The 25,447-nt window shown below is 44.7% G+C and carries 31 protein-coding genes; 4 read left to right on the top strand and 27 right to left on the bottom strand.

The genetic code is table 11. The annotated features are described in order from the left end of the window. Window positions 1-43 precede the first annotated feature (43 nt). The gene (locus B5F53_RS04730; protein WP_087220522.1) at window positions 44-982 is read left to right on the top strand and encodes a hypothetical protein; all 939 of its coding nucleotides are present in this window, start codon (window positions 44-46) and stop codon (window positions 980-982) included. Here the strand turns inward: B5F53_RS04730 and B5F53_RS04735 are convergent. Genes B5F53_RS04735 through B5F53_RS04750 form a run of 4 tightly spaced genes read right to left on the bottom strand, consistent with a single transcriptional unit; the run spans window position 968 to window position 3,056 of the window. Continuing rightward, complete coding sequence (locus B5F53_RS04735; protein WP_087220525.1) at window positions 968-1,588, bottom strand: ATPase; 621 nt, start codon at window positions 1,586-1,588, stop codon at window positions 968-970. The genes B5F53_RS04730 and B5F53_RS04735 overlap by 15 nt on opposite strands. Window positions 1,589-1,621: 33 nt before the next feature. Continuing rightward, complete coding sequence (coaD, locus tag B5F53_RS04740) at window positions 1,622-2,101, bottom strand: pantetheine-phosphate adenylyltransferase (protein ID WP_087220528.1); 480 nt, start codon at window positions 2,099-2,101, stop codon at window positions 1,622-1,624. 11 nt (window positions 2,102-2,112) lie between these two features. Next, window positions 2,113-2,664, bottom strand: coding sequence for a 16S rRNA (guanine(966)-N(2))-methyltransferase RsmD (gene rsmD / locus B5F53_RS04745; protein ID WP_087220531.1), 552 nt, complete (start codon window positions 2,662-2,664; stop codon window positions 2,113-2,115). Beyond that, window positions 2,661-3,056, bottom strand: a complete 396-nt coding sequence (locus B5F53_RS04750; RefSeq protein ID WP_087220768.1) for a methylglyoxal synthase — start codon at window positions 3,054-3,056, stop codon at window positions 2,661-2,663. The genes rsmD and B5F53_RS04750 overlap by 4 nt, the downstream gene beginning before the upstream one ends. 272 nt (window positions 3,057-3,328) lie before the next feature. On the opposite strand from B5F53_RS04750, the gene B5F53_RS04755 reads away from it, so the two are divergent. Beyond that, window positions 3,329-3,541: an alpha/beta-type small acid-soluble spore protein gene (locus B5F53_RS04755; RefSeq protein WP_204246905.1), complete on the top strand. Its 213-nt coding sequence runs from the start codon at window positions 3,329-3,331 to the stop codon at window positions 3,539-3,541. 55 nt (window positions 3,542-3,596) lie between these two features. Here B5F53_RS04755 and B5F53_RS04760 read toward each other — a convergent pair whose 3' ends face one another. The 4 genes from B5F53_RS04760 to B5F53_RS04775 all read right to left on the bottom strand — a co-directional run bounded on the left by B5F53_RS04760 (window position 3,597) and on the right by B5F53_RS04775 (window position 8,187). Next, window positions 3,597-4,028 carry a DUF6465 family protein gene (locus tag B5F53_RS04760; protein ID WP_087220534.1) on the bottom strand — a complete coding sequence of 144 codons (432 nt, stop codon included), beginning with the start codon at window positions 4,026-4,028 and terminating at the stop codon, window positions 3,597-3,599. Between the two features lie 86 nt (window positions 4,029-4,114). Continuing rightward, complete coding sequence (gene recG / locus B5F53_RS04765) at window positions 4,115-6,163, bottom strand: ATP-dependent DNA helicase RecG (protein ID WP_087220537.1); 2,049 nt, start codon at window positions 6,161-6,163, stop codon at window positions 4,115-4,117. After that, window positions 6,160-7,812, bottom strand: coding sequence for a DAK2 domain-containing protein (locus B5F53_RS04770; protein ID WP_087220540.1), 1,653 nt, complete (start codon window positions 7,810-7,812; stop codon window positions 6,160-6,162). The genes recG and B5F53_RS04770 overlap by 4 nt, the downstream gene beginning before the upstream one ends. 18 nt (window positions 7,813-7,830) lie before the next feature. Beyond that, on the bottom strand, window positions 7,831-8,187 hold the full coding sequence (locus tag B5F53_RS04775) for an Asp23/Gls24 family envelope stress response protein (RefSeq protein WP_087220543.1): 357 nt from the start codon (window positions 8,185-8,187) through the stop codon (window positions 7,831-7,833). A 164-nt stretch (window positions 8,188-8,351) separates the two neighbouring features. Between B5F53_RS04775 and rpmB the strand changes: the two genes are divergently transcribed. Beyond that, complete coding sequence (gene rpmB / locus B5F53_RS04780; protein WP_087220546.1) at window positions 8,352-8,540, top strand: 50S ribosomal protein L28; 189 nt, start codon at window positions 8,352-8,354, stop codon at window positions 8,538-8,540. Between the two features lie 166 nt (window positions 8,541-8,706). On the opposite strand, the gene B5F53_RS20075 is transcribed toward rpmB, so the two are convergent. The 19 genes from B5F53_RS20075 to rsxC all read right to left on the bottom strand — a co-directional run bounded on the left by B5F53_RS20075 (window position 8,707) and on the right by rsxC (window position 24,207). Next, entirely contained in the window at window positions 8,707-8,844 is a 138-nt protein-coding gene (locus tag B5F53_RS20075; RefSeq protein WP_204246906.1) for a hypothetical protein, read from the bottom strand. A 63-nt stretch (window positions 8,845-8,907) separates the two neighbouring features. Further along, window positions 8,908-9,270 (bottom strand): GerW family sporulation protein, encoded by a 363-nt coding sequence (locus B5F53_RS04785; protein WP_087220549.1) that lies wholly within the window; start codon window positions 9,268-9,270, stop codon window positions 8,908-8,910. A gap of 4 nt (window positions 9,271-9,274) precedes the next feature. Then, entirely contained in the window at window positions 9,275-10,171 is an 897-nt protein-coding gene (locus B5F53_RS04790) for a DUF2953 domain-containing protein (protein WP_087220554.1), read from the bottom strand. A gap of 4 nt (window positions 10,172-10,175) precedes the next feature. Beyond that, complete coding sequence (locus B5F53_RS04795) at window positions 10,176-10,490, bottom strand: hypothetical protein (RefSeq protein ID WP_087220557.1); 315 nt, start codon at window positions 10,488-10,490, stop codon at window positions 10,176-10,178. Window positions 10,491-10,570: 80 nt separating this feature from the next. After that, a complete protein-coding gene (locus tag B5F53_RS04800) occupies window positions 10,571-11,023 on the bottom strand; it encodes an NUDIX hydrolase (RefSeq protein ID WP_087220560.1) in 453 nt (150 codons plus the stop codon). Window positions 11,024-11,113: 90 nt separating this feature from the next. Further along, a complete protein-coding gene (locus tag B5F53_RS04805) occupies window positions 11,114-12,604 on the bottom strand; it encodes a peptidoglycan D,D-transpeptidase FtsI family protein (RefSeq protein WP_087220563.1) in 1,491 nt (496 codons plus the stop codon). Then, on the bottom strand, window positions 12,537-13,892 hold the full coding sequence (locus B5F53_RS04810) for an FtsW/RodA/SpoVE family cell cycle protein (protein WP_087220566.1): 1,356 nt from the start codon (window positions 13,890-13,892) through the stop codon (window positions 12,537-12,539). Before B5F53_RS04810 ends, B5F53_RS04805 begins: the two co-directional genes overlap by 68 nt. An 8-nt stretch (window positions 13,893-13,900) precedes the next feature. Continuing rightward, window positions 13,901-16,090 (bottom strand): peptidase U32 family protein, encoded by a 2,190-nt coding sequence (locus tag B5F53_RS04815; protein ID WP_087220774.1) that lies wholly within the window; start codon window positions 16,088-16,090, stop codon window positions 13,901-13,903. 76 nt (window positions 16,091-16,166) lie between these two features. Next, the gene (gene zapA / locus B5F53_RS04820; protein ID WP_087220569.1) at window positions 16,167-16,577 is read right to left on the bottom strand and encodes a cell division protein ZapA; all 411 of its coding nucleotides are present in this window, start codon (window positions 16,575-16,577) and stop codon (window positions 16,167-16,169) included. Between the two features lie 71 nt (window positions 16,578-16,648). After that, complete coding sequence (gene ruvB, locus B5F53_RS04825; RefSeq protein WP_087220572.1) at window positions 16,649-17,647, bottom strand: Holliday junction branch migration DNA helicase RuvB; 999 nt, start codon at window positions 17,645-17,647, stop codon at window positions 16,649-16,651. Window positions 17,648-17,659: 12 nt separating this feature from the next. Continuing rightward, window positions 17,660-18,265, bottom strand: a complete 606-nt coding sequence (gene ruvA / locus B5F53_RS04830; protein ID WP_087220574.1) for a Holliday junction branch migration protein RuvA — start codon at window positions 18,263-18,265, stop codon at window positions 17,660-17,662. A 1-nt stretch (window position 18,266) separates the two neighbouring features. Next, complete coding sequence (locus B5F53_RS04835) at window positions 18,267-18,752, bottom strand: Gx transporter family protein (protein WP_087220578.1); 486 nt, start codon at window positions 18,750-18,752, stop codon at window positions 18,267-18,269. A gap of 25 nt (window positions 18,753-18,777) precedes the next feature. Beyond that, complete coding sequence (locus tag B5F53_RS04840) at window positions 18,778-19,140, bottom strand: NusG domain II-containing protein (protein ID WP_087220580.1); 363 nt, start codon at window positions 19,138-19,140, stop codon at window positions 18,778-18,780. A gap of 72 nt (window positions 19,141-19,212) precedes the next feature. Then, on the bottom strand, window positions 19,213-19,998 hold the full coding sequence (locus B5F53_RS04845; protein ID WP_087220583.1) for an RnfABCDGE type electron transport complex subunit B: 786 nt from the start codon (window positions 19,996-19,998) through the stop codon (window positions 19,213-19,215). A 13-nt stretch (window positions 19,999-20,011) separates the two neighbouring features. Then, on the bottom strand, window positions 20,012-20,587 hold the full coding sequence (locus B5F53_RS04850) for an electron transport complex protein RnfA (protein ID WP_087220586.1): 576 nt from the start codon (window positions 20,585-20,587) through the stop codon (window positions 20,012-20,014). Beyond that, window positions 20,584-21,309, bottom strand: coding sequence for an electron transport complex subunit RsxE (rsxE, locus tag B5F53_RS04855; RefSeq protein ID WP_087220589.1), 726 nt, complete (start codon window positions 21,307-21,309; stop codon window positions 20,584-20,586). The genes B5F53_RS04850 and rsxE overlap by 4 nt, the downstream gene beginning before the upstream one ends. Then, window positions 21,309-21,914: an RnfABCDGE type electron transport complex subunit G gene (locus tag B5F53_RS04860; protein WP_087220592.1), complete on the bottom strand. Its 606-nt coding sequence runs from the start codon at window positions 21,912-21,914 to the stop codon at window positions 21,309-21,311. The genes rsxE and B5F53_RS04860 overlap by 1 nt, the downstream gene beginning before the upstream one ends. Continuing rightward, window positions 21,911-22,870: an RnfABCDGE type electron transport complex subunit D gene (locus B5F53_RS04865; protein ID WP_087220595.1), complete on the bottom strand. Its 960-nt coding sequence runs from the start codon at window positions 22,868-22,870 to the stop codon at window positions 21,911-21,913. Before B5F53_RS04865 ends, B5F53_RS04860 begins: the two co-directional genes overlap by 4 nt. Window positions 22,871-22,887: 17 nt before the next feature. Beyond that, window positions 22,888-24,207, bottom strand: coding sequence for an electron transport complex subunit RsxC (rsxC, locus tag B5F53_RS04870; RefSeq protein ID WP_087220598.1), 1,320 nt, complete (start codon window positions 24,205-24,207; stop codon window positions 22,888-22,890). 167 nt (window positions 24,208-24,374) lie between these two features. Between rsxC and B5F53_RS04875 the strand changes: the two genes are divergently transcribed. After that, window positions 24,375-25,391, top strand: a complete 1,017-nt coding sequence (locus tag B5F53_RS04875) for a ribonuclease H-like domain-containing protein (protein WP_087220601.1) — start codon at window positions 24,375-24,377, stop codon at window positions 25,389-25,391. Window positions 25,392-25,447: the final 56 nt, after the last annotated feature.

The raw sequence follows: 25,447 nt of genomic DNA on the forward strand, positions 1-25,447 counted from the left end.
AAATTCAAGGTTCATATAATGAATAGAAAGGAGGGAGAACGCCATGGGTCGAAAGGTTAGTCTTGCATGTATTATTTTCTTGCTTTTGTTTTTATTTTTATATCCCCGGGAGGCCCTGGCCGCGTCCAGGCAGGGCTTAAATCTCTGGCTCTTTACCCTTCTTCCCACTTTGCTCCCCTTTATGATCCTGTCTAATTTTTTAATACACAGCGATTTTATCGAGAAGATTTTATCACCTCTGGGATTTCTCTGGAAATTCCTTCTGGGTCTGTCTCCTTATGGCGCCTATGTCTTTCTTCTGGGAATGCTGTGCGGTTATCCCATGGGAGCCAAACTGGCGGGAGATCTTTACCGGAACCGGAAACTGTCTAAAACAGAGGCCAAATATCTTCTGACCTTTGCCAACAATGCCAGCCCTGTTTTCATTTCCACTTATGTAGCTGTAAACTGTCTGAACCGTGAGGATCTGATTGGACGCAGTCTGGGAATTATCTATCTCTCCGACTTTTTATGTTCCCTCATCTTCCGCGTTTACTTTTCCCGGAGAAAGAAAAAATCCATGCAGAGTCCGGAGATTTTCCCAAAAGAAAAAGAGACATCTTCCGTACAGTCTCTGACTGCACTTGCAGATGCCTCCATCATGAACGGATTTGAAACCATTACAAGGCTGGGCGGTTATATTCTTCTATTTTCTGTTTTAGCCGCCTTCCTTTCCAAATTCTGGCCCTTTTCTCTGACAGGAAAATATCTGGTACTTGGACTTACCGAGATTTCCACCGGCCTTTCTTTCCTGGGGCAGTCCGGATTTTCCAGTCAGCTTCTGGGCCCCCTTGCCCTGGCTTTTACCTCCTTTGGGGGCTTATGTATTCTGGCGCAGACCAAAGGAGTGCTCTATGAAAACCATCTCAGCATTCTGCCCTGTCTGGCAGGGAAATGCTTAAACGGAATCCTTACGTTCATTCTTGCTTTATTCATCCTCTAAAGAGTCCAGAAGATCGTCGGTGTCGTCGTCTTCCTGAAGATTTCCGGAAATTGCGGCTGCCTGTGCAGTCTGAGGCGCCAGCTCACGGCGGTTCTGGTTCACTACATCCAGACAGGACTGAAGAGAATCAATGAATACTTTATATTTTTCTCCGGCGTCTTCCAGGGTATTGCTTACTAAATTGCCGATATTCGCCATCATATCGTCGGTATACGTAATCGCACTTAAGCGGATACTGTTGGCGTCAGAAGTTGCAGAATCCAGAATTTCCTGCGCCTGTTTATTGGCAGAGTTAATGGTTTCGTTGGCCTGTGCATAAGCTTTCTGCATAACTTCATGTTCCGTTACCAGCTGCTGCGCTTTGGCCTGCGCTTCTGCAATGATATTGTCCGCCTTTGCCTGTGCGTCTTCCAGGATAGCGTCCTTGTTGCTGATGATCTTCTGATACCGTTTGATTTCATCGGGAGTTTTTAAACGAAGCTCTCTTAAAAGCTCTTCGATTTCTTCTTTATTTACCACGATTTTCGTTGTAGACAAGGGCTGATATTTACAACTGTCTACATATTCTTCAATTTCTTCGATAATTTGTTCAATTCTGCTGGCCATACTTGTACACTCTCCTCATTTCATGAATTTCTCTTATAAGTTCATTTTGTCACGAATTGCCTCTACCACAAGAGGCGGTGCAAATTTACTGATGTCGCCTCCAAACGCTGCTACTTCTTTCATTGTTGTTGAACTTAAATACGCATACTCCAGGCTGGTAGTTAAAAAGATCGTATCCACATTCGGTGCGAGAACACGATTGGTCTGAGCCATCTGAAGCTCATATTCAAAATCTGTAACCGCACGGAGACCGCGGACAATCACGCCTGCCTGATTCTCAATTGCAAAATTGACAGATAATCCGTCAAACTGCTTCACTGTTACGTTTGGAATATCATCGGTTACCTTCTTTAGTATATTAACACGTTCTTCACCAGAAAACAACGGACTTTTTGCAGAATTGCATAAAACTCCTACAATTACCTGATCAAAAGAGCTGCTTGCCCGGTAAATAATGTCTAAATGACCATAAGTGACCGGGTCGAAACTGCCGGGATATACTGCAATTACCATAGAACTGTTTCTCACTTTCTGCACAGGAAATAGTGTGCATTTGTTTTGTATTTTTTTGTTTTTGTAATTTGAAAACCAAGATTTTCTGCATAAGACAGATCGGTCTTTAAATCTGTCTCCACAACCAAAAGGGTATCGGGTGTAACAAGAGAAGAATCTTTTAAATAAGTAAGAACCTGCTTTTCCAGTTCTTTCCCATAAGGAGGATCCATAAAAATCACGTCAAAAGGCTCTTCCTGCGGCAGGCAGGAAAGTCCCTGCAAAACGTCTGCCTTTATCACCTCTGCCTGCTCTTTCAGATGGGTAAACTGAAGATTCTGTAAAATACAGTTTACAGCTCTGGGATCCTTTTCCACAAATACGCCCCGGAAAGCGCCTCTGCTTAAAGCTTCAATTCCAATGGCTCCGCTTCCTGCAAACAAATCCAGAAAGCGGCAGTCCAAAAGCTCCGGCTGCAGAATATTAAAAAGCGTCTCTTTGATTCGATCTGTAGTAGGGCGGGTGGCAAGACCCGGAACTGTTTTCAGGGGAAGACTTCTGGCTTTTCCTGCAATCACTCTCATCTTAAATTCAATCTCCAATCCAGATCACCGCGGGCCAGACCTAAAATTAAAAGCTCTGCAGTGGCAATATTGGTTGCCACCGGGATATTATACTGATCGCACCGTTTTGCAATTGCAATCACATCCGGTTCCTTGGGATCCACCATCACCGGATTATAAAACAAAATAACCAGATCCAAATCCTGACGCTCCACCATTTCCATAAACTGCTTGTCTCCTCCGATGCTGCCGGAGAGAAACTTGTGCACATGCAGCCCGGTAGCTTCTTCAATCCTCCGCCCGGTGGTGCCGGTGGCATAAACCTCATGTTTGGATAAAATATTTTTATAAGCAATGCAAAAATCCTCGATAAGTACTTTTTTACTGTTGTGTGCGATGATACCTAAATTCATACTTGCGTCCACCTCTCTATACGTTAATAAATTCACATCCCCGGTTTCTTTTCTCATATATCTTCAGAACTTCTTGTTTAAGTATAACAAATAGCTAAATAAAGTGCAATTAAGTTTTGAATTTTATGCAAAATTAATAATTATAATCTTTTTCTCCGTAAATGTTACCATTTTTTCTCCAGTTCTTGAAACAATTTCTAGATTATATTTTTTTAAATATCACATACTACCATTGTAACACAAAACAAACAACAACCAAGGAGGAAATGATTATGTCTAGAAAATCTTCAAACACAGCAGCAGTACCTGAAGCGAAAAGTGCATTAGATCGTTTTAAGTATGAGGTTGCAAACGAACTTGGCGTTCCGCTGACAGACGGTTACAACGGAAACCTGACTTCCAAACAGAACGGAAGCGTAGGCGGATATATGGTAAAGAAAATGATTGAAGCGCAGGAAAGACAGATGACTGGCGGACAGTACTAACTGAATCGAAAAAGGCTCAGATGACCAAACTCATCTGAGCCTTTTTCCCATGTAATTATAAACTCACACAGCCGGTTACATCACCGTTAATCACATAGTAAGCTGCATTTTCTTCCGGTTTAATATATACCTTAAGTTCTTTCATATCTGCCGCTTTCTTGCCCATCTCATCGGTCCATACTTTTTTAATGTTCTCTACGACATCCTTGGCAAAAACTTCTCTTCCAAGAAACTGAATATATACTTCTTCGTTTATCGCCGGTGCAGTTTTTGCAGTTGTCTTTCTGGTCGTTGTTCTTTTAGCTGCCGGTTTTTTAGCGGCAGTTTTCGTAGTCTTTGCAGTGGTTTTCTTTTCTGCTTTTGCTTCGGTCTCGACAACTGTCGTTGCTACGTCATCTTGTTTCTTTGCAGGAGCCTTTGATGCTGTGGTTGTTTTTGCAGTTGTTGCCTTAGGTTCTGCTTTTTTGGTTGTTGTTTTATTAGCCATAATAGCCTCCTTACAAGTTAAAAAAATTAAAACTCTATATCGCTGATAGAATACTACGTTTCTAATTATTTTGCAAGTTTTTTTTCTCAGAGCCCCGGATTTTCCAGTTTCATATCCTGGTATATTTCCAGCCGTTCTCTCAAAAGAGCAAACTGAGGAAGGTTTAAATCCGGATCCAGAGAGAGGATTCCTGCGGCCGCTTCACTGGCTTTTTTCAGAATTTCTGAATCCTGATAAATATCCGCCAGCCGGAAATTCATTTCCCCGCTCTGTCGGATTCCGAAGAAATCTCCGGGGCCTCTCAGCCGCAAATCCTCCGATGCGATAAAAAATCCGTCGTTGGATTCATTTAAAATTTTCAGCCGTCTGGAAGTCTTTTCTTCTTTATTTCCCTGGATAAAAATACAATAGGACTGGTGCTCTCCTCTTCCTACCCTTCCTCTCAGCTGATGTAACTGCGCCAGCCCGAAACGCTCCGCATTTTCAATCATCATTACTGTAGCATTGGGAACGTTTACCCCAACTTCTACCACAGTTGTGGATACCAGAATCTGTATCTGTCCGGAAGCAAACTTCTCCATAATCTGATTCTTTTCTTTTGGTTTCATCTTTCCATGAAGATAGGCAATAGAGATCTCTTCGGGAAAAATATCTTTCAGATTTTTCGTATAATCCAGTACATTTTCCGCCTCCATCTCTTCGCTTTCCTCTACCAGCGGGCAGATAATATAGACCTGTCTTCCTGCCTGAATCTGCCTTTGAATAAACTGATAGGCTTTGGGACGGTAGGAAGTATCTACCACACAGTTTTTGATGGGCAGCCTCCGGGAAGGCAGTTCATCAATTACAGATATATCCAGATCCCCGTACAAAATAATTGCAAGGGTTCTGGGAATAGGAGTCGCGCTCATAACCAGGATATTGGGCACGGCTCCCATAGAGGCCAGCCGTTCTCTCTGACGCACACCGAACCGATGCTGCTCGTCTGTAATAACAAGGGCCAGATCTTTGTAATGTACCTTTTCCTGAATCAGGGCATGAGTCCCGATAATCAGGTTGGCTTCTCCGGATTCGATGGCCTGATGCCGCTCCCGCTTTTCCTTTGCCGTATTGGAACCGGTAAGAAGAAGTGGACGGCAAAAATCCAGCCGGTTTTCCTCTATCAAATGCAGAAGAGCCTGATAATGCTGCTGAGCCAGCACTTCCGTAGGTACCATCAGCGCGCTCTGATACCCGTTTTCTGCAGTCATAATCATTCCCAGAAAGGCCAGAATCGTTTTACCGCTGCCCACGTCTCCCTGAATCAGACGGGACATCAGACTGCGTCCCTTCAGATCTCTCTCTATTTCATACCACACATTTTTCTGTGCATTGGTAAGGGTGTAGGGCAGATTTTCGATAACCGTTTCTGTGGACCAGACCTCCTTCATTGGGAATTCGTTTTTCGTATCTTCTGTCTTCTCTTTCAGCCGTCTGACGGCCAAAATAAAGAACAAAAATTCATCAAAGACGAGACGCTTCCTGGCAGACAGAAGCATCTCCATATTTTCCGGAAAATGGATGGATGTAACAGAAAAATTATAATCTGCCAGATGGTATTTCTCCCGGTATTCTTCCGGCAGATATTCCTGAAATAAAGGTTTCCTGTCCAAAACCTGTTTCACTGTCTTTGTGATCAGTTTATTGGTCAGCCCTGCGGTCAGACCGTAGACAGGCTGCAGACGGTGAACCATTTCCTCATAGGCGGCAGGAGTAAAAATTTCCGGATGCTCTATGACCAGAGTTCCTTTTTTTCTCACCGCCTTCCCCCGAAATACAAACACGCTTCCCTTTTTCAGGATACTTTTCAGATAACGTGCGTTGAACCAGGTAAGAGAAATCTTTCCGCTGTTGTCTGCAGCCGTAACTGAGACAACTGATAAATTTCTCACCTGGTTCAAATAGATTCCGGAAGTAATTGTTCCCCTTATTGCACACAGGCTTCCCTCGCCGATTTCCCCGATGGAAACCGGCTCCTGGTAAGCGTCGTAGGTGCGGGGATAATACTGAAGCAAATCTTCCGTTGTTTCAAGGCCGATTTTCTGAAAAAGTTTTTCTGTTTTTTCCCCGATTCCTTTTAATTCCCGAAGCTTCATTCTACAGAAAGAATATAATAGTAAATCGGCTGTCCGCCGTAATTTACTTCCACATCGCAGTCCGGATAACAGTCTTCCAGAGCTTCTGCCAGAGCTTCTGCCTCCTCTAAGCTTACTTCCTCTCCATAGTAAATACTGATAATTTCCGAATCTTCGTCAACCATGGAAAAAGCCGCTTCCTTTGCTGCGGTTTCTATATCTTTACATACGGCAAGGATTCCGCCGTCTCCGATACCCATAATATCTCCTTCATGGATTTCCTTTTCATCTACCCGGGTATCCCGTACTGCATAAGTAATCTGAGCTGTCTTCACATTCTGCATGCTTTCCATCATAGCCTGGGTATTCTCTTCTACGGTTTTCTCCGGTACATAATTAATCAAAGCGCTGATTCCCTGGGGAATTGTCTTTGTGGGAATAACAATAATATCCTTGTCTTCCGTGAGATCTCTGGCCTGATTGGCTGCCAGAACGATATTTTTGTTATTAGGGAAGATGTAAACGGCTTTTGCATTTACTTTTTCAATGGCGTTTAACATATCTTCCGTACTGGGATTCATGGTCTGTCCACCTTCAATGATATAATCCACGCCTAATTCCCGGAAGATTTTCTCAATTCCTTCCCCTGCGGATACGCTGATAAATCCCACCTCTTTTTCCGGCTCCTGTCTGGCCTGCTCTTCTGCCAGACGCTGCGCGTCTTTGATGAGTTTTTCCTGATGCTCTTCCCTCATATTATCGATTTTCATTCTGGAAAGGGCGCCGTAAGTCAGAGCCTTTTCTATGGCCTTGCCCGGATGGTTCGTATGCACATGAACCTTGACAATCTCATCGTCCGCCACCAGCACGATGGAATCTCCAATGGAATTTAAAAATTCCTTAAAGCTCTTCTCCTCTGTCTCCGGCATTTCTTTATCCAACAGGATGATAAATTCTGTACAGTAGCCGAATTTAATATCCTGTTCCGCCTGGGGGCTTATAGGAGTCAGGGAAGGAGCTTTCGCCGGTTTCTCAAAGCTTAAATCCAGTTCTTTTCCCAGGAAGGCGTCAATGGCTCCCCGGTAGACCTCCACCAGACCCTGTCCGCCGGAATCCACGACCCCCGCCTCCTTTAAGACAGGCAGCATCTCCGGTGTCTTCTCCAGGGTTGCTTCTGCATGGGCGAAAATATCTTCCAGAAAAGTTTCCAGATCTTCACAGTCCTCAGCGATTTCCCTGGCCTTTTGGGCCGTTTCTCTGGCAACCGTCAATACGGTTCCTTCTTTGGGTTTCATAACGGCTTTGTAGGCGGTTTCCACCCCTTTCTGCAGAGCTTCTGCAATGGTAAAAGCGTCCAGAACTTCTTCATTTTTCACACGTTTTGTAAAACCACGGAGCAGCTGAGACAGAATAACACCGGAATTTCCCCGGGCTCCTCTCAGAGAACCGGAAGAGATAGCCTTCGCCAGATTCTCCATCGTGGGCGTCTCTATCAGGCTGACTTCAGAAGCAGCAGACATGATCGTCATAGTCATATTTGTTCCTGTATCGCCGTCCGGAACCGGAAAAACATTTAATTCATTAATCCATTCTTTTTTGTTTTCCAGATTTTTTGCCCCAGCCAGAAACATTTTAGACAGCATTTCGGCATCAATGGTATTTGTATTCAACGCAGGTATCCTCCTTAATTAATCTATTACACGAACACCTTCCACCAGGATATTGATCTTCTCAATTTCCATTCCTGTAAAGGCTTCGACCTTGTATTTTACATTGCTGACCAGATTTTCAGCTATGGTACTGATATTTACCCCATAGGCAACAATTACATGAAAATCCAGATGAATTTTGTTATTTTCCATTTTTACGTTGATGCCGTGCTTAAGACTGTCTTTTCTCAGAAGTTTTACCAGACCGTCCTTCATGCTGACAGCCGCCATACCGACGATTCCAAAACATTCGACAGCAACACTACCTGCGTAGGTTGCGATTACATCTGTATCAATGACGATTTGTCCCAGACCGGAATCGATACGTCCATTCATATAGTTACCTCCATTTGTTTTCTCAAATAAATTATGTATGTATTATAACCCGTTTTCCATAAAAATGAAATAATAATTTGATTTTTTTCCTTTTTCTCTTGCAAAAGAAGAGGCATTCTGTTAAAATGAAATCTGTTGAAAAAAAGCGTCAAGGAGGTGCTATAATGGCTAAGTGCGCAATTTGTGGAAAAGCTGCTCATTTTGGCAACAATGTGAGCCATTCTCATAGAAGATCCAATAAAATGTGGAAATCCAATGTGAAATCAGTTAAGATTAAGACAGAAAACGGAGCTGCAAAGAAAACTTACGTATGTACTTCTTGCCTGAGATCCGGTAAAGTAGAAAGAGCATAATCAAAAAAATCATCCCCTGCACGTTAAACGGCAGGGGCATTTTTTATGTAATAGGAAATTCCGTCGGATTTCCTATTACATAAAAATCGCTCCGAGGACTTGTCCTCTTTGTTCTGTAATAAAAAATACAAAAATGCCGCTGCAGGTTTCTCTGTAGCGGCATTAATTAACAGCAAAACAAGTGATACCCTACCAGAAGCAGAGCTCCGGCAATCACACCTGTGGCGACACATCTGGGAAGAACCAAAGCCAGCACCATTCCCACGCCGATGAAAAAGAGTATGAATCCCAACAACCGATTCATGGAAAGCCCCTCTTCTGCTTTTCTCCTTACTCCAGTATATGCCGGAAAATAAAAAATGAATACTTACTCTTCTCCTTTGGTGACAGTTTCGCCGGAAGAAGTAAATTTATTTACAAAATCCGGAACCATATCCAACACTTTTGTCAGCCCGTCCTGGTTTTTAATATTCACCAGCTTCGTTGTTCCATTCTGGATTACCAGCACGGCGCAGGGGGTCAGTTTTCCGGTCAGGCCGCCGCCTCCGTTGTTCTTTTTCTCTCCGGCGAATGCTCCGGCTCCCACTCCGAAAGCTACATCGACCAGAGGCAGGATAATGGTATCTCCAATATGAATCGCATCTCCTACTACTGTCTTTGCCGAAATATAGCTGTCCATTCCCTTGAATAAGGATTGTACGGTTTCCCTGAAAGTATTTTCTTCAGCCATCTCTTTAGCCCTCCTTTTGATTCCATCTCTTTATCATATATTTTACATTTTTATTAAAGTATACAGAAAGCAGGATTTTTATAAGGAAAACCCCGAATATGCGCCCGGAAACCTTTGCCTGGGCCTCGAACACGGTTTCGTCAAATACAGGGCGGATTTCCAGCCGGTTTTTGTGTATGGGACAGGTAATTCCAAGTCCTGCCAGCACTGCCCCTGTCAAAGAGGGATCTTCCAGCCCAAAGCGTACGTACCCGGATAAGTGTCTGGGAGAAATATGTTTCAGCAAATCCCGTATCTCCGACCATAGAAACCGAAGGGCCTCCTGAATCTGCTCCTGCTCCAGAAAGGTTCTCCACCATGAAATCTGTCGTCCCAGTCCTTTCCATGTCCTCTTCCAGTCCGAAATCTTCTTTCGGATTCTGGAAAAAATCCCTGTTTTCTCTTTTTTCTTTTTCTCTTCCCTTTTCTTATTCCGGACAGGTTCCGGTTTTACGGGTTCTGCAGATTTCTCAGGGCTCTTCTCCTCCTGCTTCGCCTCTTCTTTTACGGCTTCGGAAAAGGGAACTGTCTCTTTTGGCGCTTCCTCTGATTGGGGAGGCAGAGAAATCTTTTTCCTTCTTTTCAGACGGCCCAGCAGACTTTGATACCTGTCTGCGGAAATCCCCAGAATTTTCACTTGGAATACAGATGTTTCCTCCCTGTATTCAAACTGAAACGTAAGGATATGAAACAGCCAGGAAACTTTAGCTGACGCCTCCGGCTTCTTATTCTGATAACTTCCGGTTCCCCTGTATGTTACGGGGCAAAAGAAAACCAGAAGAACACAAAGAAGCAGAAGTCCCAGCGCAATTCCGACTATCAGCAATATTATCTTTAATAAAATCCATAGGATATGTAGCATCACATCACCTGTTTTTCAAGTATTCTTCTACACAAAACGTTCCTGCACAGGCATAAGTTTCCTGCAGAATCTGAGCCACCAAATCCATTGCCTCGTCTTTGCCTTTTGCAATTCCGATAATAGGAGGACAGTTCAACCGGAAAGCTTTCTGTTTTAAAAGGTCTGCACGAAAAAATTCCAGCAGATTATCCGGATTGGCAGAAAGGGTAATTACATAAATTCCTGCTGCCAGCCGTCCCGCCTTAATTTTCAGAATGGTTCTGGAAAGGTTTTTTCTTGCACCTTCTCCCACAAAAAGTTTTGAATACCAGTTTAACATATAAAATCCCCTGTCTAATTATTGCCCGTCTGTTCTAATTTAAACCAGGAGCTGTATTCTTTTCACAGCCCCTGTTCCTCTTAACAATATTTGTGTGCGTTCAGCAGGTTGGTGCGTTTCAGTTCCAGATATTCATGGTATGCAGTTTCAACAATCTGCTTTTCATTGGCAAATTTCAGTAAATGATAAACTTCGTGGAATTTATAATAGCCGGAATCCACAAAAAATTCTTCTCTCTGCGGCTTGCTGCGGTAACTTCCGGATGTCATTAAGAACCAATGCACTTCCTTCGTAACCGTATCTTCCGGAACGGTGAAATTGTACTGGCTTTTCCCGATATACTTTATAATGGAAGCATCTACGCCGGTTTCTTCCCTGACTTCTCTAAGAGCGGTCTCTTCAAAGGATTCTCCCTCTTCCACGGTACCTTTTGGCAGCACCCATCCTTCATATCGGTTTTTATAAGACTTGTACAATGCCAGTATCTTTCCACGATGAATTACCACACCGCCACAGCTCGTTGCTTCTATCATTGCAATTCCTCCTGTAATGCGTGTGTCTCAAAAACTATTATTAGTATACCTCTTTTTCAGATAACTGGCAACTAATTTCACAAGATGTCGTTAACTGTAATAATATGCGTCAAAAATCGCTCCGGCAATGGGAACGGCGGCCTCGCTCCCTGTTCCACCGCTCTCCACGATAATACTCACTGCCAGATCCGGATTTTCCGTATTGGAAAATCCCACAAACCAGGAATGACTCTCTCCGGTGTCCGTATATTCCGCAGAACCTGTCTTTCCTGCCACACTGTATCCTCTTCCGTTTAAAGAGGAGGCAGTTCCGCTGGTAACCACCTGCTGCATCAGTTTATTTAAAAGATTTGCCTCCTGAGTGCTTAGCAGACGTCTGTAAACCTCCGGTTCCGTCCGGCTTACAGATTCTCCCTGATAATTCTGCACCTGATCAATCATATAAGGTTTCATCAGCACCCCGTTATTGGCAATTGCACTGGTAATTAAAGCCATATGCATAGGAGATACCAGAGTATTTCCCTGTCCGATGGAGGTCTGCATGATCAGAGGATCCCCGGAACTGTTGTTCAGGGAAAAGCTGCTTCTTTTATAATTCATTGTCAGCGGAAGCTTCTGGTTAAACAGAAGGGAATCTGCCGTATCGTCCAGAGAAGACCCTCCCAGATCCAGTCCCATTTGTGCAAAAGCGCAGTTACAGGAATTGGCAAAAGAAGAATACAGATCCTGCTGTCCGTGAACAGCTCCTCCGTAACACTGAATCGTATGTTCCTGCCGGGTAATGGTTCCCTGGCAAAGATAGGAAAATCCCTCCAGAGTTTTATGTTCCCGGTAATAATCCAGAGCCGTCACAATTTTAAAAGTGGATCCGGGAGGATACTGGCCCTGAGTAGCCCGGTTTAAAAGGCTGCTGTTGCTTTCATCACTGATGAGATATTCCCAGTCACTTCCGATGGTATTGGGATCAAAATCCGGTTTGCTTACCATGGCCAGAATTTTCCCCGTAGACGGCTGCAGAACTACCACAGCGCCCCGTCTGTCTCCCAGGGCATTGTAAGCTGTAACCTGCAGATTGGCGTCCAGCGTAGACACTACCGTATCCCCTGTGTTTTTCTGTTCCTGAAACTGGTTTTTCATCTGTTCCAGGAAAAAGGCATGGGAACTCAATAGCTGAAAATTCGCTTCTGACTCCAGTCCGCTCTTTCCCTGATCCGCATATCCTACTGCATGGGCGAAAATATTGGAATAAGGATAGACCCTGGTCTCATTTCCCTCTCCGTCCACATCGGTACGGGCTAGCACTTCCCCGTCCGAAGAAAGAATGGTTCCCCGGACAACCCGATCGGCAAAGGTGTCCTGTCTGGTATTATAGGGGCTGTTGATAAATTCTTCGCTTTTCACAGCATCATAATAAACCAGGTATCCAATCATGGCCACAAAGATAAAAACAAAGAAATACGAAACAATGGCATATTCCCGGTTTTTTGCCCGTTTCTTTTTCTTTCTCATTTTTTCATCGTATTTCGCCTGCTTTTTCAGTTCTTTTTGCTGTTTCCTGCTTAAGTCTTTCAAATTCCTCATCCTCGTCTTCTCTCAATATATACAGTCCCTGGATAATTGCCAGCATAATAATTGTACTCATCACAGAACTTCCGCCATAGCTGACCAGGGGAAGGGTAATACCTGTCATGGGAATAAATTTGGTAGCCCCTCCAATGGTAAGAAATACCTGGAACGCATATTCCGTGCCAAGACCAAGAGCAATCAGTTTATAAAAAGGATTCTTAATCTGCAGAGAAATATTTACAATCATCAGAAAGAAACTCATGCAGACCAGAATCATACAAATGGCAAAAAGTCCGCCCAGTTCTTCACAAATGGCACTGAATATAAAGTCATCCGTTACCACGGGAATACTTTTGGGAGAGCCCTGGCACAGTCCCATGCCGAACCAGCCTCCGGTTCCGATGGCAAAAAGCGACTGAACAATCTGATAGCCTTCCTCATTATAAACTGCCATGGGATCCTTCCAGGCCACCACTCTCTGACGGACATGTCCGAACAGAAAATAAGCGATTACCGACGCCCCTGCGCCTCCGCCGAATCCGATGGCCAGATAACGCAGTTTTTTCGTCGCTACATAAATCATAACCAGGTAGGTAATAAAGAATACCGCCGCGCTTCCCAAATCCCGGCAGAAAACCAGAATCAGCACATGCAGACCGCCGATAATCGTAGCCTTTACCACCTGGGAGAAACTGGCATCATTCCACAGAAGAGCCGCCATAAAGAAAACGAAGGTAATTTTAATAACCTCCGTGGGTTGAAAGCCCATGATAGAAAGCTTGGCTCCATACGTGGTCTGGGCCAGAACCAGCACCATCGTCAGCAGCAGGATACCCGCGCCTGCGTAAACCCAGGTAAGCTTTTTCAGAAATTTCATTTTCCGAATCATAACCGGAATAATAAGACTTAAAATACAGGCTGCCGAAACAATCAGAAGCTGCTTATTGGCCTTCTCCATATCCAACCGGCAAAGCATAATAAAGCCGATGCTAAGAAGCATACACATATTGTTAATCAGAAGCAGCGAAGCCTTTTTATAAAATATCCGGAATAAAATCTGTACGGCGGCGAACAGTCCTGTCATTTCCACATAAAACAGAATCACCTCAAAGTCCTCTGTAATCAGATAGATATTTAAAAACGCCGTAAAATTCATAAAGAACGTAAGCATAATCTGTTTCCGCAGCAAATGGCGCTTCTCCTGTTCATCTGTGTAGCGGAACATATGAAAGCACTGAAAAGTGTATAGAATCATAAGCGTCAGAATCAGATATTTTGATAATTCAATAATTACATTTATCACGTTTCCACCTACTCTACTCCCCGTTTGAAATGCCCTTTTGTAAAATCGCGGGCCGGGGGTTCTGTCTCATACTTATAAGTATCTGTAAAATCTTTTAAAACTTTTTTTACTTCCGCCTGGTTTTCCACTGTAAAAGCCATCCGAAGAGATGCCGGCTGAAGGTTCTCTGCCTGTTTCCATTCTGCCAGAAGGCCATACGGCAGATGGTTGTAAATCACGTTATAACACTTTTGATTTTCCCCATTCTGCCAGGGATCGCAGACACAGACAACGGGAAACTTTTTTCCCTTCCGGTCTTTCATATAAACCCGGCCGCCTTCCCTGGTGCACCGGTACAGGTTCTTCCGGACACACTGAGCGGAAACCATCAGGGGCAGATACCCGTAAATCATAAGCTCACTGCTGTGGTTATCCCGGTGAAGCAGCTCTTTGTAATTCAGTTCCAGGGGAACACCGTCACGGAGAACGGATTTCTCCCCAAAAAATACCTGTGCCTCCCGGTTCCAGGTATACAGAGAAGGATCCATTACACAGTAAGAACTCCATCCCCTTTCCCAAAGGGCGCCAAAGGCTTCCAGAGAAGATACGTAAAATCCTTTTGCCCCCTTCTCCAGAGCTTTTTCCATACGGCTGAGAATCTCAGTGGGAATTTCTCCCCTTACTATTCTGGGAAGCAGCAGATACAGCTCTTTTTCATTATGAACGCCCTTTTCCAGGGCTTCTTCTATACAGGAGAGCGGACCGTAAATTCCTGCCAGCTCCCGGCACTTTAGACAGGCCGCAAACTGCTCCCTGGTTTCACAGCTTGCATACAGCGGCAGGGAAGATACCCTGGTCTTTGGTACAGACTGGTTTCCGGATAGTTTCTGATGCTCTTCTCTGACAGGAAGAATTCTCCGATAAGAGGAGAGAATCTGCTCCTGTAACTGCTCCAGGGCTTCTCTTCTCATACGGGAGAGCACCTTCATGGGGATGAAAATATTCTCATCCATTTCCAGATGGAATTCTTCAAAGCAAAAAGGCGTGTTGCCCAGTTTATTCATCTGTTCCAGAATCCGCTCCCTGGTCACCGGCTGTTTCTGCGCCTTTTGCACCAGTCCGTCTGTAAGGGTCACCTGATTTTTCCCGAAAGATACCTCTAGTATAGCAGGACTTTCCGAAAAGAGTATTAAATTTCCCTTAATTTTTTCTTGTTTCTTTCTAATCTCAAAAGTCTCTCTGGTTGTCTTTTTTTCATTTTCAAAGGCCATCATCCAGGGACCGTTATGCTGTTTATAATACCCCTGGTTAAAGCCTCCCCGGCTGAAAAGCTCCTGCAGAAGCCTTTCATCCTCTTCTTCCGTCTGATAGGCCGCTTTTATCAGTTCTTCCTGATCCGGTTTTCCCTGAAACTGTCTTTCCAGTTCCAGATACCGATCCAGATATTTTCTGTAGACGGAAACCACTCCCGAGGTATAGGCTGCCTGCTTCATTCTTCCTTCAATTTTGAAAGAAGAACATCCTGCCTGTATAATTTCAGGCAGCAGTTTCAGAGCGCATAAATCTTTGGGACTTAAAAGATGGGTGCTCTTTTTATAGGTTTTTCCATCCCGGGAAGGCTGGTAGGGAAGCCGGCAGGGCTGGGCACAGCGCCCCCGGTTTCCGCTTCTGCCTCCCAGAATGCTGCTGAAGAGACACTGGCCCGAGTAGCAGTAACAAAGGGCCCCGTGTATAAACACCTCCAGTTCCAGGGGACTGGCCCGATGGATTGCCTTTAATTCCTTCAGAGACAGTTCTCTGGCCGGCACCACCCGGCTGGCTCCTTCCTCTTCCAAAAGCTTTACCGAATGAATGCCGGTTACCGTCATCTGGGTGCTGGCGTGAAGAGGCAGACCGGGAAAATTCCTGCGGATAAAACGCAGTACCCCGAGATCCTGAACAATCACACCATCCAGCCCCCGTTCATAAAAAGGAGCCAGGTATTCATATAAGAGTTTTTCCATTTCCTGATTTTTCAAAAGCGTATTTACTGTCAGATAAAGTTTTTTACCATAAATATGGGCTTCATCGATAGCAGCAAGGAGCTCTTCTTCTCTGAAATTCTGTGCATAGGCTCTGGCCCCGAATTTCTCTCCTCCTGCATAGACAGCATCTGCGCCTGCGTAAATGGCGCCGAGGAAACTTTCGTAAGAGCCGGCGGGCGCTAACAGTTCTATCATACCCCTTTTCCGTCCTTTCTTTTTCCAAAGATAAAACAAAGGGATTACCGAAGCAATCCCTTCCACTATGTATATTTTAATCCTGCAGCATTTCGTCCAGTTCCTTTTCCAGTTCGCTGATTCTGGCACGGAGGCTGTTTTTCTCTTCTTCTTCCTGATTCAGTTGTTTCTGTGACGCCTCAATCTGCACCTGCAGGGAAATCAATTCATGTTTTAAATCATACATTTCCTGATCTTTCTGCTGCAAATCCTGTTCGTAAATCTCGGCCTGCCTTTTGGCTTTAAAATAATCGTCCGTAATATTTAAACTTAATAATGTGTGTTTCGTTTCCATGGGCTGCCGGGAATATCCGGGCATCTCACTTAATTCTGCTATTTTTCCATTCATATAAGACGCTACTTTTTGAAAATATTCTTCTGATTCGTAGCCCCCCAGCGTAATAATCTTACCACCTATGATTACTTGTGCTGTGTTCTTTGCTGCCATAGTACAAGCCTCCTAAAGTTCTTTCTCAATCTTACTTCTATTATAATCGAATTTTGTCAAAAGACAACCTTTTATTTCGGTTTTGTAATTCCAAGGTGTGAATAGGCCAGGTCTGAGGCCACTCTTCCCCTGGGCGTGCGGTTCAGAAAACCGTTTTGCAGAAGATAGGGTTCATAGACGTCTTCCAGTGTTCCCGCATCTTCTCCGATTGCTGCCGCCAGGGTTTCCAACCCCACAGGACCGCCCTGAAAATTCAGGATAAGGGTTTTCAGAATTTTCCGGTCGTTCTTATCCAGTCCGTGCTGATCCACTTCCAGGAGATCCAGAGCAAAGACAGCCACTTCGTAAGTAATCTTTCCGTCGTACTTCACCTGAGCAAAATCCCGCACTCTTTTTAAAAGACGGTTGGCAAGACGGGGCGTTCCCCTGGAACGACCGGCAATCTCTTCGGCTCCTCTTTCCTCAATTTCCACATTTAAAACTTCTGCAGAACGCAGTACAATGGTTTTAAGCTCTTCCCGGGTATAAAATTCCAGGCGATGCATCACTCCGAATCGATCCCGCAGGGGCGCTGTCAGAAGTCCGGCTCTGGTTGTAGCTCCGATCAGGGTGAACTGGGGCAGATCCAGACGGATGGAACGGGCAGAGGCTCCTTTCCCGATTACTATATCAATGGCAAAATCCTCCATTGCGGGATAAAGAACCTCCTCCACCTGTCTGTTTAAACGGTGGATTTCATCTACAAACAGTACGTCTCCCTCCTGGAGGTTGTTTAATATGGCTGCCATTTCTCCCGGTTTTTCTATGGCTGGGCCGCTGGTAACCTTCAGATGCACCTGCATTTCATTTGCAATAATTCCTGCCAGAGTGGTCTTTCCCAGTCCCGGAGGGCCGTAAAACAGCACATGATCCAGAGCATCTCCCCTCTGTCTGGCCGCTTCGATATAAATTTTCAGGGTGCTTTTGATTTTTTCCTGTCCGATATATTCGTCCAGAAGCTGCGGGCGCAGATTGCCCTCCAGTTTCAAATCTTCTTCTGTGACATCCGTAGTAATGATTCGTTTTTCCATTTCCCTACTCCGTTACATATTCTTCAGCGCTGCCTTCAGCAACGTTTCCACATCCATTGTGTCTGCATGATCGACTTTCTGAACGGCTCTGAGAGCGTCTGCGCCCCCATAGCCCAGTGCCCTTAATGCCTCCACAGCCTCCTGCTTCGCATTGCTGATCTGCATTCTTTCTGGTTCCTTCTCTTCATTTGCAAGTTTCTGTTCAAAAGCATCCCGGAGATTTAACTTATCTTTTAATTCCAGAATCAGCTTCTGTGCCGTTTTCTTTCCCACTCCGGGGGCTTTGGAAATGGTTTTCACATCATCGGACAAAACTGCAAAACGCAGCTCATCCGCACTTAGCCCGGAAAGAATCCCCAGGGCTGCTTTGGGACCGATTCCATTTACTCCCAGAAGCAGTTTAAATACCTCCAGTTCGTCTTTCTGCCAGAATCCATAGAGCTGTACCGCATCCTCCCGCACATGAAAATAAGTATGTACTTTTACCTTTTTCCCGGGTCTTCCTCCCCGGTCCAGATGGGAAACCGGCATGGCGATTTCATATCCCATTCCCTGATTATCAAGGATAATTCCATGCTCTGTAATCTCTGTAATCTCTCCTGTAATATATGCTAACATTCTATTTTTCTACTCCTATCCGTCTCTTTACCTGATCGGCAGCCACACCAATGGCAAGACCTGTCAGGAACCCGGCCATAAAATACACCGGAAAATAATAAAACAAATGAAAATTTTCCACGATCAGAGAGGCTGCTGCAAGCTGTCCCAGATTGTGGCTGATTCCTCCGGCAATGCTGACTGTCACCAGACTGAACCGGTTTACCTTTTTTAACAGGGTCATAACGCCCAGGCTTAAAACCGCACCGCAGAAGCTGTATACAATCGAAAATAAATTTCCAAATAAAAATCCCAAAGTTAAAATACGGACAGAAGAAACCAGCAGCGCCTCTTTGGGGCCATAGAAATACAATGCCAGAATTACGGCTAAATTCGCCAGTCCCAGTTTAATTCCCGGAACGGGAAAAACAGGAAGAAGCGTATCCACATACCCCAGTATCATGGCAACTGCTGAAAACAGTCCTAAATAAGCAAGTCTTTTATTCATGTTTTTGCCTTATCTGATTTTCAAACTACGCCACATCATCTAACTGATCCGGCGACTTTTCTCCCTGGGAAACCAGCTCAATAACTACTTTATTGGGAAGACAAATAATAGAACCTCCGTCTTTTCCCACTGGTTTCTGCTTCATACATAAATGATCCGGACAATCCGCTTCAATCATTCGAACCTTCTGATCCTGTATCTGACAGATATTTGTCTGATTAATGGAAATTGTCTGATCTTCATTAAGAGAGTACTCTCCATACAGCGTTCCGTCTACAGTAATTCGAATGTATCCGCCGCCGGAGGGTCTGTAATGAAAAAAAAGAAAGGATGCGGCCAGAAAAATCCCGGCCACAACTGCCAAAAAAAGTTTATCTGCCTTTTTCATACTTTCTCCTGAAATACAATAGCGTCAGAACATACTGACGCTATCATATCACAGGAAGTATAAAAAAGCAAACTATTGAATAGCCTGACGCGGGCATACTTCTTTACATGCCCCGCAGTCTGTACATTTTTCATAATCAATGTGGGCACAGAAATCCGTTACGGTTACTGCGCCGTTCGGACAGGTTTTCTCACATTTCTTACAGCCAATGCAGCCAACCTCACAATTTGCGGTGACCTCTTTTCCTTTTCCTCTGGAAGCACATACTACCTTTGTCTGCTGTGCGTAAGGAATCAGCTCAATCAAATGACGCGGACATTTTTCCACGCATTTTCCGCAGGCTTTGCACTGTTCTTTATCCACTTTGGCAATTCCGTTTACAATATGGATGGCATCAAAGGGACATGCCTTAACGCAGCTTCCAAATCCCAGACATCCATAGACACAGCCTTTGGCTCCGCCTCCCGGAACAAAAGCCATCATTTCACAGTCTTCCACTCCTGTATAATCAAAGGTTTCCTGAGTCTTCTCACAGTCTCCGGCACATTTTACAAATGCAACCTGACGGACCGTCTCTGTCAGCTCTTCTCCCATAATTTCCGCAATGGCTTTCCCCACTGGTTCGCCGCCCACCGGACAGGCGTTACAGGGAGCCTCTCCCTTTGCAATAGCTGCCGCCAGACCGTCACAGCCGGCATATCCGCAGCCGCCGCAGTTATTTCCCGGCAGCATTTCCCGAACGGCGATTTCCCGTTCATCTACTTCAACGGCAAACTTTTTGCCGGCAATTCCCAGGAAAATCCCGATAAAGAGGCCTGTTCCTGCAACAATCACTGTTGCAATGATAATCGCTGTCATACTGTTCTCCTCCTTAAATTAATCCTGAAAATCCGAAAAAGGAAATAGCCATCAGTCCTGCAGTCAGCAAAACGATCGGAAATCCCTGGAATGCTTTCGGAATATCATTGTATTCGATTTTTTCCCGGATACCTGCCATAATCACAATGGAGATTGTGAAACCTACTGCAGTAGCCAGTCCGTTGATAGTTCCTTCCAGAATATTATAGCTGTCCTGAACATTGATGATTGCCACACCCAGTACGGCGCAGTTGGTGGTAATCAGAGGCAGGTAAACACCCAGACTCTTATAAAGGGCAGGCATGGATTTCTTTAAAAACATTTCCACAAACTGTACCAAAGCCGCAATGATCAGAATAAATACAATGGTCTGCAGATAAGACATACCGGCAGGCTCCAGTATCAGTAAATAAATCACACTGGTAACAAAGGAAGAAAGGGTGATAACGAAAATAACGGCTGCACCCATACCCGCTGCCGTATTAATTTTTTTAGAAACGCCAAGGAAGGGGCACAGTCCTAAAAACTGGCTCAGAACCACGTTGTTTACAAGGGCTGCTCCAATTCCAATCATTAATAATTCCTTCATGCCTTCTCTCCTCCTTTCCCGCTGCACATACTGTTATGACAGGAAACACAGCTTCCTGAACATTTGTCCGGGTTACTGGGATCAATTCCTCTTTTAGCCGCGCCCAGTTTAAATTTATTCTGCAATGCAGAAAGCATAGCCAGAACAAAGAACGCACCCGGAGCCAGTACAAAAATGGTAATCGGCTCATACCCCATGATTCCCTGGGCAGAGTCTGCCAGAGGCAAAAGCTGTTTGCCGAATAACTGGCCTGCTCCTAATAATTCCCGGACAGCGCCGATACAGGTAATACTCAGAGTAAATCCAAGACCCATGCCGATTCCGTCAAAGATGGAGGGAATCACGGGATTCTTTGAAGCGTAGGCTTCCGCACGTCCCAGAATAATACAGTTTACTACAATAAGCGGGATATAAATACCCAGAGCCGCATATAAAGAAGGAATAAACGCCTCCAGAAGAAACTGTACGATGGTAACAAAAGAAGCAACAATTACAATGAATGCAGGCATACGCACTTTATCCGGAATGATTTTCCGAAGCATGGAAATCATCATATTGGAAGCTGCCAGGATAACTGTCGTGGTCAGTCCCATACCGATTCCGTTTGTGGCAGATGTGGTGACTGCCAGGGTAGGACACATACCCAGCATTAAAACAAATGTGGGATTTTCTTTAATAATTCCGTTCTGTAACCGTTCCACAGGAGAATTCGTTTTCGCCATTACTGTGTTCCTCCTTTCTCATATGCAAACGCGGCAAGACCGGCGTTGACGCCGTTTGTCATGGCATTGGTCGTAATGGTAGCGCCGCTGATTGCATCGATTTGATTATCCTGGGTGGCGCCGTCCTTGGTGTATTCAAAAGCATCCGTCTGTACGCCGGCGAACTGAGACTTAAACTCCTCTGTATCCGCCTTCATGCCCAGTCCGGCTGTCTCGCTGATGGAAAGAATGGAAATTCCGTTCATGGTTCCGTCTTCCTGTACTCCCATGGCAAACTGAATATCTCCTCCATAGCCTTCCGAGGACGTCACAGTCATGACATAACCCAGAGTTTCCCCGGAAGCATCCTTTGCTTCCATAATTTCATCTATGGTCTGGGCCTCATATCCCTGAGCGTTTACATACTCCTGAAGATCCGTTTCCACAGAAACCCCTTCAAAGGAGTCCGCTTCCTCAAATACTGCCGCATAAGCCTCTTCTTTTGCCAATTGCTGCTGATGTGCAATGGGCTCCTCGGTAATATGGTTTACAAGCCCTAAAAGGAATCCTGAAACCAGGGTGATAACCGTCAGAATAATGGTGTCTTTCATAATTGTGTTTTTCATTTCTTCTTACCTCCTTTGCCGAATGCAGTAGGAAGTGTTACGCGTTCGATCAGCGGAACCAGAAGGTTACTGAAGATAATTGCGTAAGAAACGCCTTCCGCTGAACCGCCGAAAAGACGGAAAATCGCCGTTAATATACCAAGCACACATCCGTAAACAAGCTGCCCTTTTTTGGTAATGGGGGTCGTCACATAATCTGTGGCCATAAACCAGGCTCCCAGCATTAAACCGCCGCCGCACAGATGAGCCAGCAAAAACTGCCAGTCAAGAGTATGGCTTCCGACTAATTTATATAAAAGAATAAAAATGGAAAAACTGCCTATGTAAGTCAGCGGAACCCGAAGATCAATCACCTTCATCGCCAGCAGGAAAACAGCTCCGATCAGCAGGGCAATCACAGAAGTTTCTCCTATGGTTCCTTTAATATTACCCAGAAACATACTGGAAACATCCACTGCTTCGCCTGCTTTTAAAGCAGCCAGCGGCGTTGCTCCGGAAACCGTATCCACAATATTCTTTCCGGTAGTGGCGAAATTGGTCATTGGACCCGTAAAGGAAATCAGCAGAAAACATCTTCCTGCAAGAGCCGGGTTCATAAAGTTCTGGCCAAGTCCTCCGAAAAGCTGTTTTACCACAATAATAGCGAAGATGCTGCCCAGCGCCGGCATCCAAAGAGGAATCTGCGGGGGCATATTCAAAGCCAGAAGAAGTCCGGTTACAACGGCGCTGAAGTCCTTCACCGTTATCTTTTTATGCATAAAATACTCATAGACAAATTCGCTTCCCACGCTGGCTGCAACGGATATGAGAATCACCAGAAGCGCCCGCAGTCCAAAATTATAAATGCCGAATATGCTTGCAGGAAGCAAAGCCAGGACAACCATCTGCATAATCCGGCTGGTGGTCATCTTATCCCTTACATGAGGGTTGGATGACACGTGAAATTTCTCGTTCATGCTCTCTTTCCTCCCTATTATTTCTTTTTCCGCATGGCCAGAACCATTTTCCTCATAGATTTAATGGACTGGGTTAATGGCCGTTTCGCAGGACATATGTAACTGCAGCATCCGCACTCGCAGCACTCCATGCCGTCAAATTTCTGGAAGCTGTCCATATCTCCATGCATAGCAAAAGTAGCCAGACGTGAAGGAAGGACATGACCGGGACAGACAGAAACACATCTGCCGCAGTTAATGCAGGCAGTTTCCTCTGTTTTTGCCACCGGATCCTCCTGAAGACAGAGAACGGAAGAAGAAGTTTTCGCACAGGGTACATCCAGCTGATACAGTGCAAATCCCATCATAGGACCTCCGGAAATTACTTTCTGGGTATCACCCTTCAGTCCTCCTGCCGCTTCAATCAGCTCTCTGACATTGGTTCCTGTTCTCACCAGGAAATTCCCGGGATTCTCGATGCCGTCGCCTGTGACAGTAACAATTCTGTCCATTACGGGACGTCCCAGCATAACGGCTTCATAAATAGCTGTTACCGTATCCACATTATCTACTACACAGCCCACATCCGCAGGAAGCATAGAAGAATTTATTTCCCTGCCGGTAACCGCATAAATCAGTGTTCTCTCACCGCCCTGAGGATATTTCGTTTTCAGTTCTTTTACTTCAATACGGGACATTTTCTGAGTCAGTTCTTTCATTCTGGCGATACATTCCGGTTTGTTATCTTCTATACAGATACAGCCCCGGGCATGATCAAAAAGCTTCAGCATGATTTCCAGACCTTTCACCACTTTTTCCCCGTCATCCAGCATTCTGCGGTAATCACTGGTAAGATAAGGTTCGCATTCCGCCCCGTTGACCAGAACATACTCTATTTTCTCCGGTTCTTTCGGAGAAAGTTTCACATGGGTGGGAAATCCGGCGCCGCCCATTCCCACAACTCCGCCTTCTTTAATCCGTTCTAAAATTTCTTTCTTGGTAAGTGCATTCAGATCGGTAACCGGCTCATAAGAAACTTCCTCGTACTGACCGTCATTTTCAACAATAATCGCATCACATTTGCCCCCCTGTGCGGTTACACGGGGTTCTATTTTTTTCACTGTACCGGAAACAGAAGAATGGATAGGTGCAGAGACAAATCCGCCGGCTTCGGCGATTTTCTGCCCTGCTAAAACCCGATCTCCCTTTTTTACGATTGGACTGGCCGGAGCGCCGATATGCTGAGATAAAAGATATACCATCTCACCATGAGGCAGATATTCCTGCACCGGTTTGTCCTTCGATAGTTCTTTCCCTTCAAATGGATGGACTCCACCTTTAAAGGTCAAAACTCCCATAATATAATCCCTCCTTTATGTTTTATAAGCATTCGCCTTTTTAATACATTTCATTGTATTTTATTTGGATATATTTAATAATACATCTTTTTTTTAAGAAAATCACTATGTTTTTTGAAAGTTTTGGGATATAATTAAGAACAATCTAAGAAAGGTAAAAAATTATCATGATTGTTAAAAAAATATTGAGCCTTCCGTCAGCGAAAGAGAGCTTTTGGGACTTCTGGAAATCTGAAAATTGTACCAGGGATAACACCTTGTTTTTTGATATTGAGACTACCGGTCTGGCAAAAGAACACTGTCAGGTATATCTTATCGGCTGCCTTTCTTATGAGAAAGACAGCGGTACCTGTCTCCGCCAGTGGTTCTGCGAAGATCCTTCCCAGGAGCCAGAACTTCTGGAAACATTTCTGGATTATGCCGGGGACTATTCCACTTATGTTCACTTTAACGGTTCCCGTTTCGACATTCCTTTTCTGGAATACCGGTTTCGCAAATATCAGCTTCCCACCTGTTTTTCCGGAAAAAATTCTCTGGATCTTTACCTGAAAGCCAGACCTCTGAAAGAATTATTAAAGCTGCCCCGGCTTCGCCAGGTCAGTCTGGAATCCTTTTTATACCCGGATAAACACAGAAAAAACTGCAGCGGAAAAGACTGCATTTCTCTCTATAAAGCCTACCGGAAAAATCCCTGTTCCCAGGATTTGGAACTCCTTTTGGGCCACAACCAGGAAGACCTGGAAGGACTCTTTTCCCTGTCTCCTCTTCTTTCTTACTGCGCGTTTTTAGAGGGTGATTTTCAAATCCAAAGGGTAAATACAACCGACCGGGAACTGCTTCTTACCCTGGATCTTAAATATCCCCTTCCGGTTTTATTTTCCCATGGAGGAGACGGCTTTTACCTTACCGGACAGGAAAAAACACTTCGTCTGTCTATTACAATGAAAAATGGAAATCTCCGGCAGTTTTATTCTGATTATAAAAATTATTACTATCTCCCCGGAGAAGATACGGCAATTCATAAAAGCCTGGGTTCTTATCTGGATCCTGCTCTGCGTATTCCGGCCACTGTGCAAAACTGTTATACCTGGTTTCCCTGTACAGAACAGTTCCTAAGCAGCAGCGAAGAACTTCAACGCTATGTCCGGCACAATATTTTCTCCAGAATTTTACACCTTTCCTGAATCCTGAAGGAAATCCGTCGGATTTCCTATTACAAAATAAAATCCCCCAAAGCAGA

Source organism: Blautia sp. An249 (assembly GCF_002159835.1).
Classification (GTDB): domain Bacteria; phylum Bacillota; class Clostridia; order Lachnospirales; family Lachnospiraceae; genus Blautia_A; species Blautia_A avistercoris.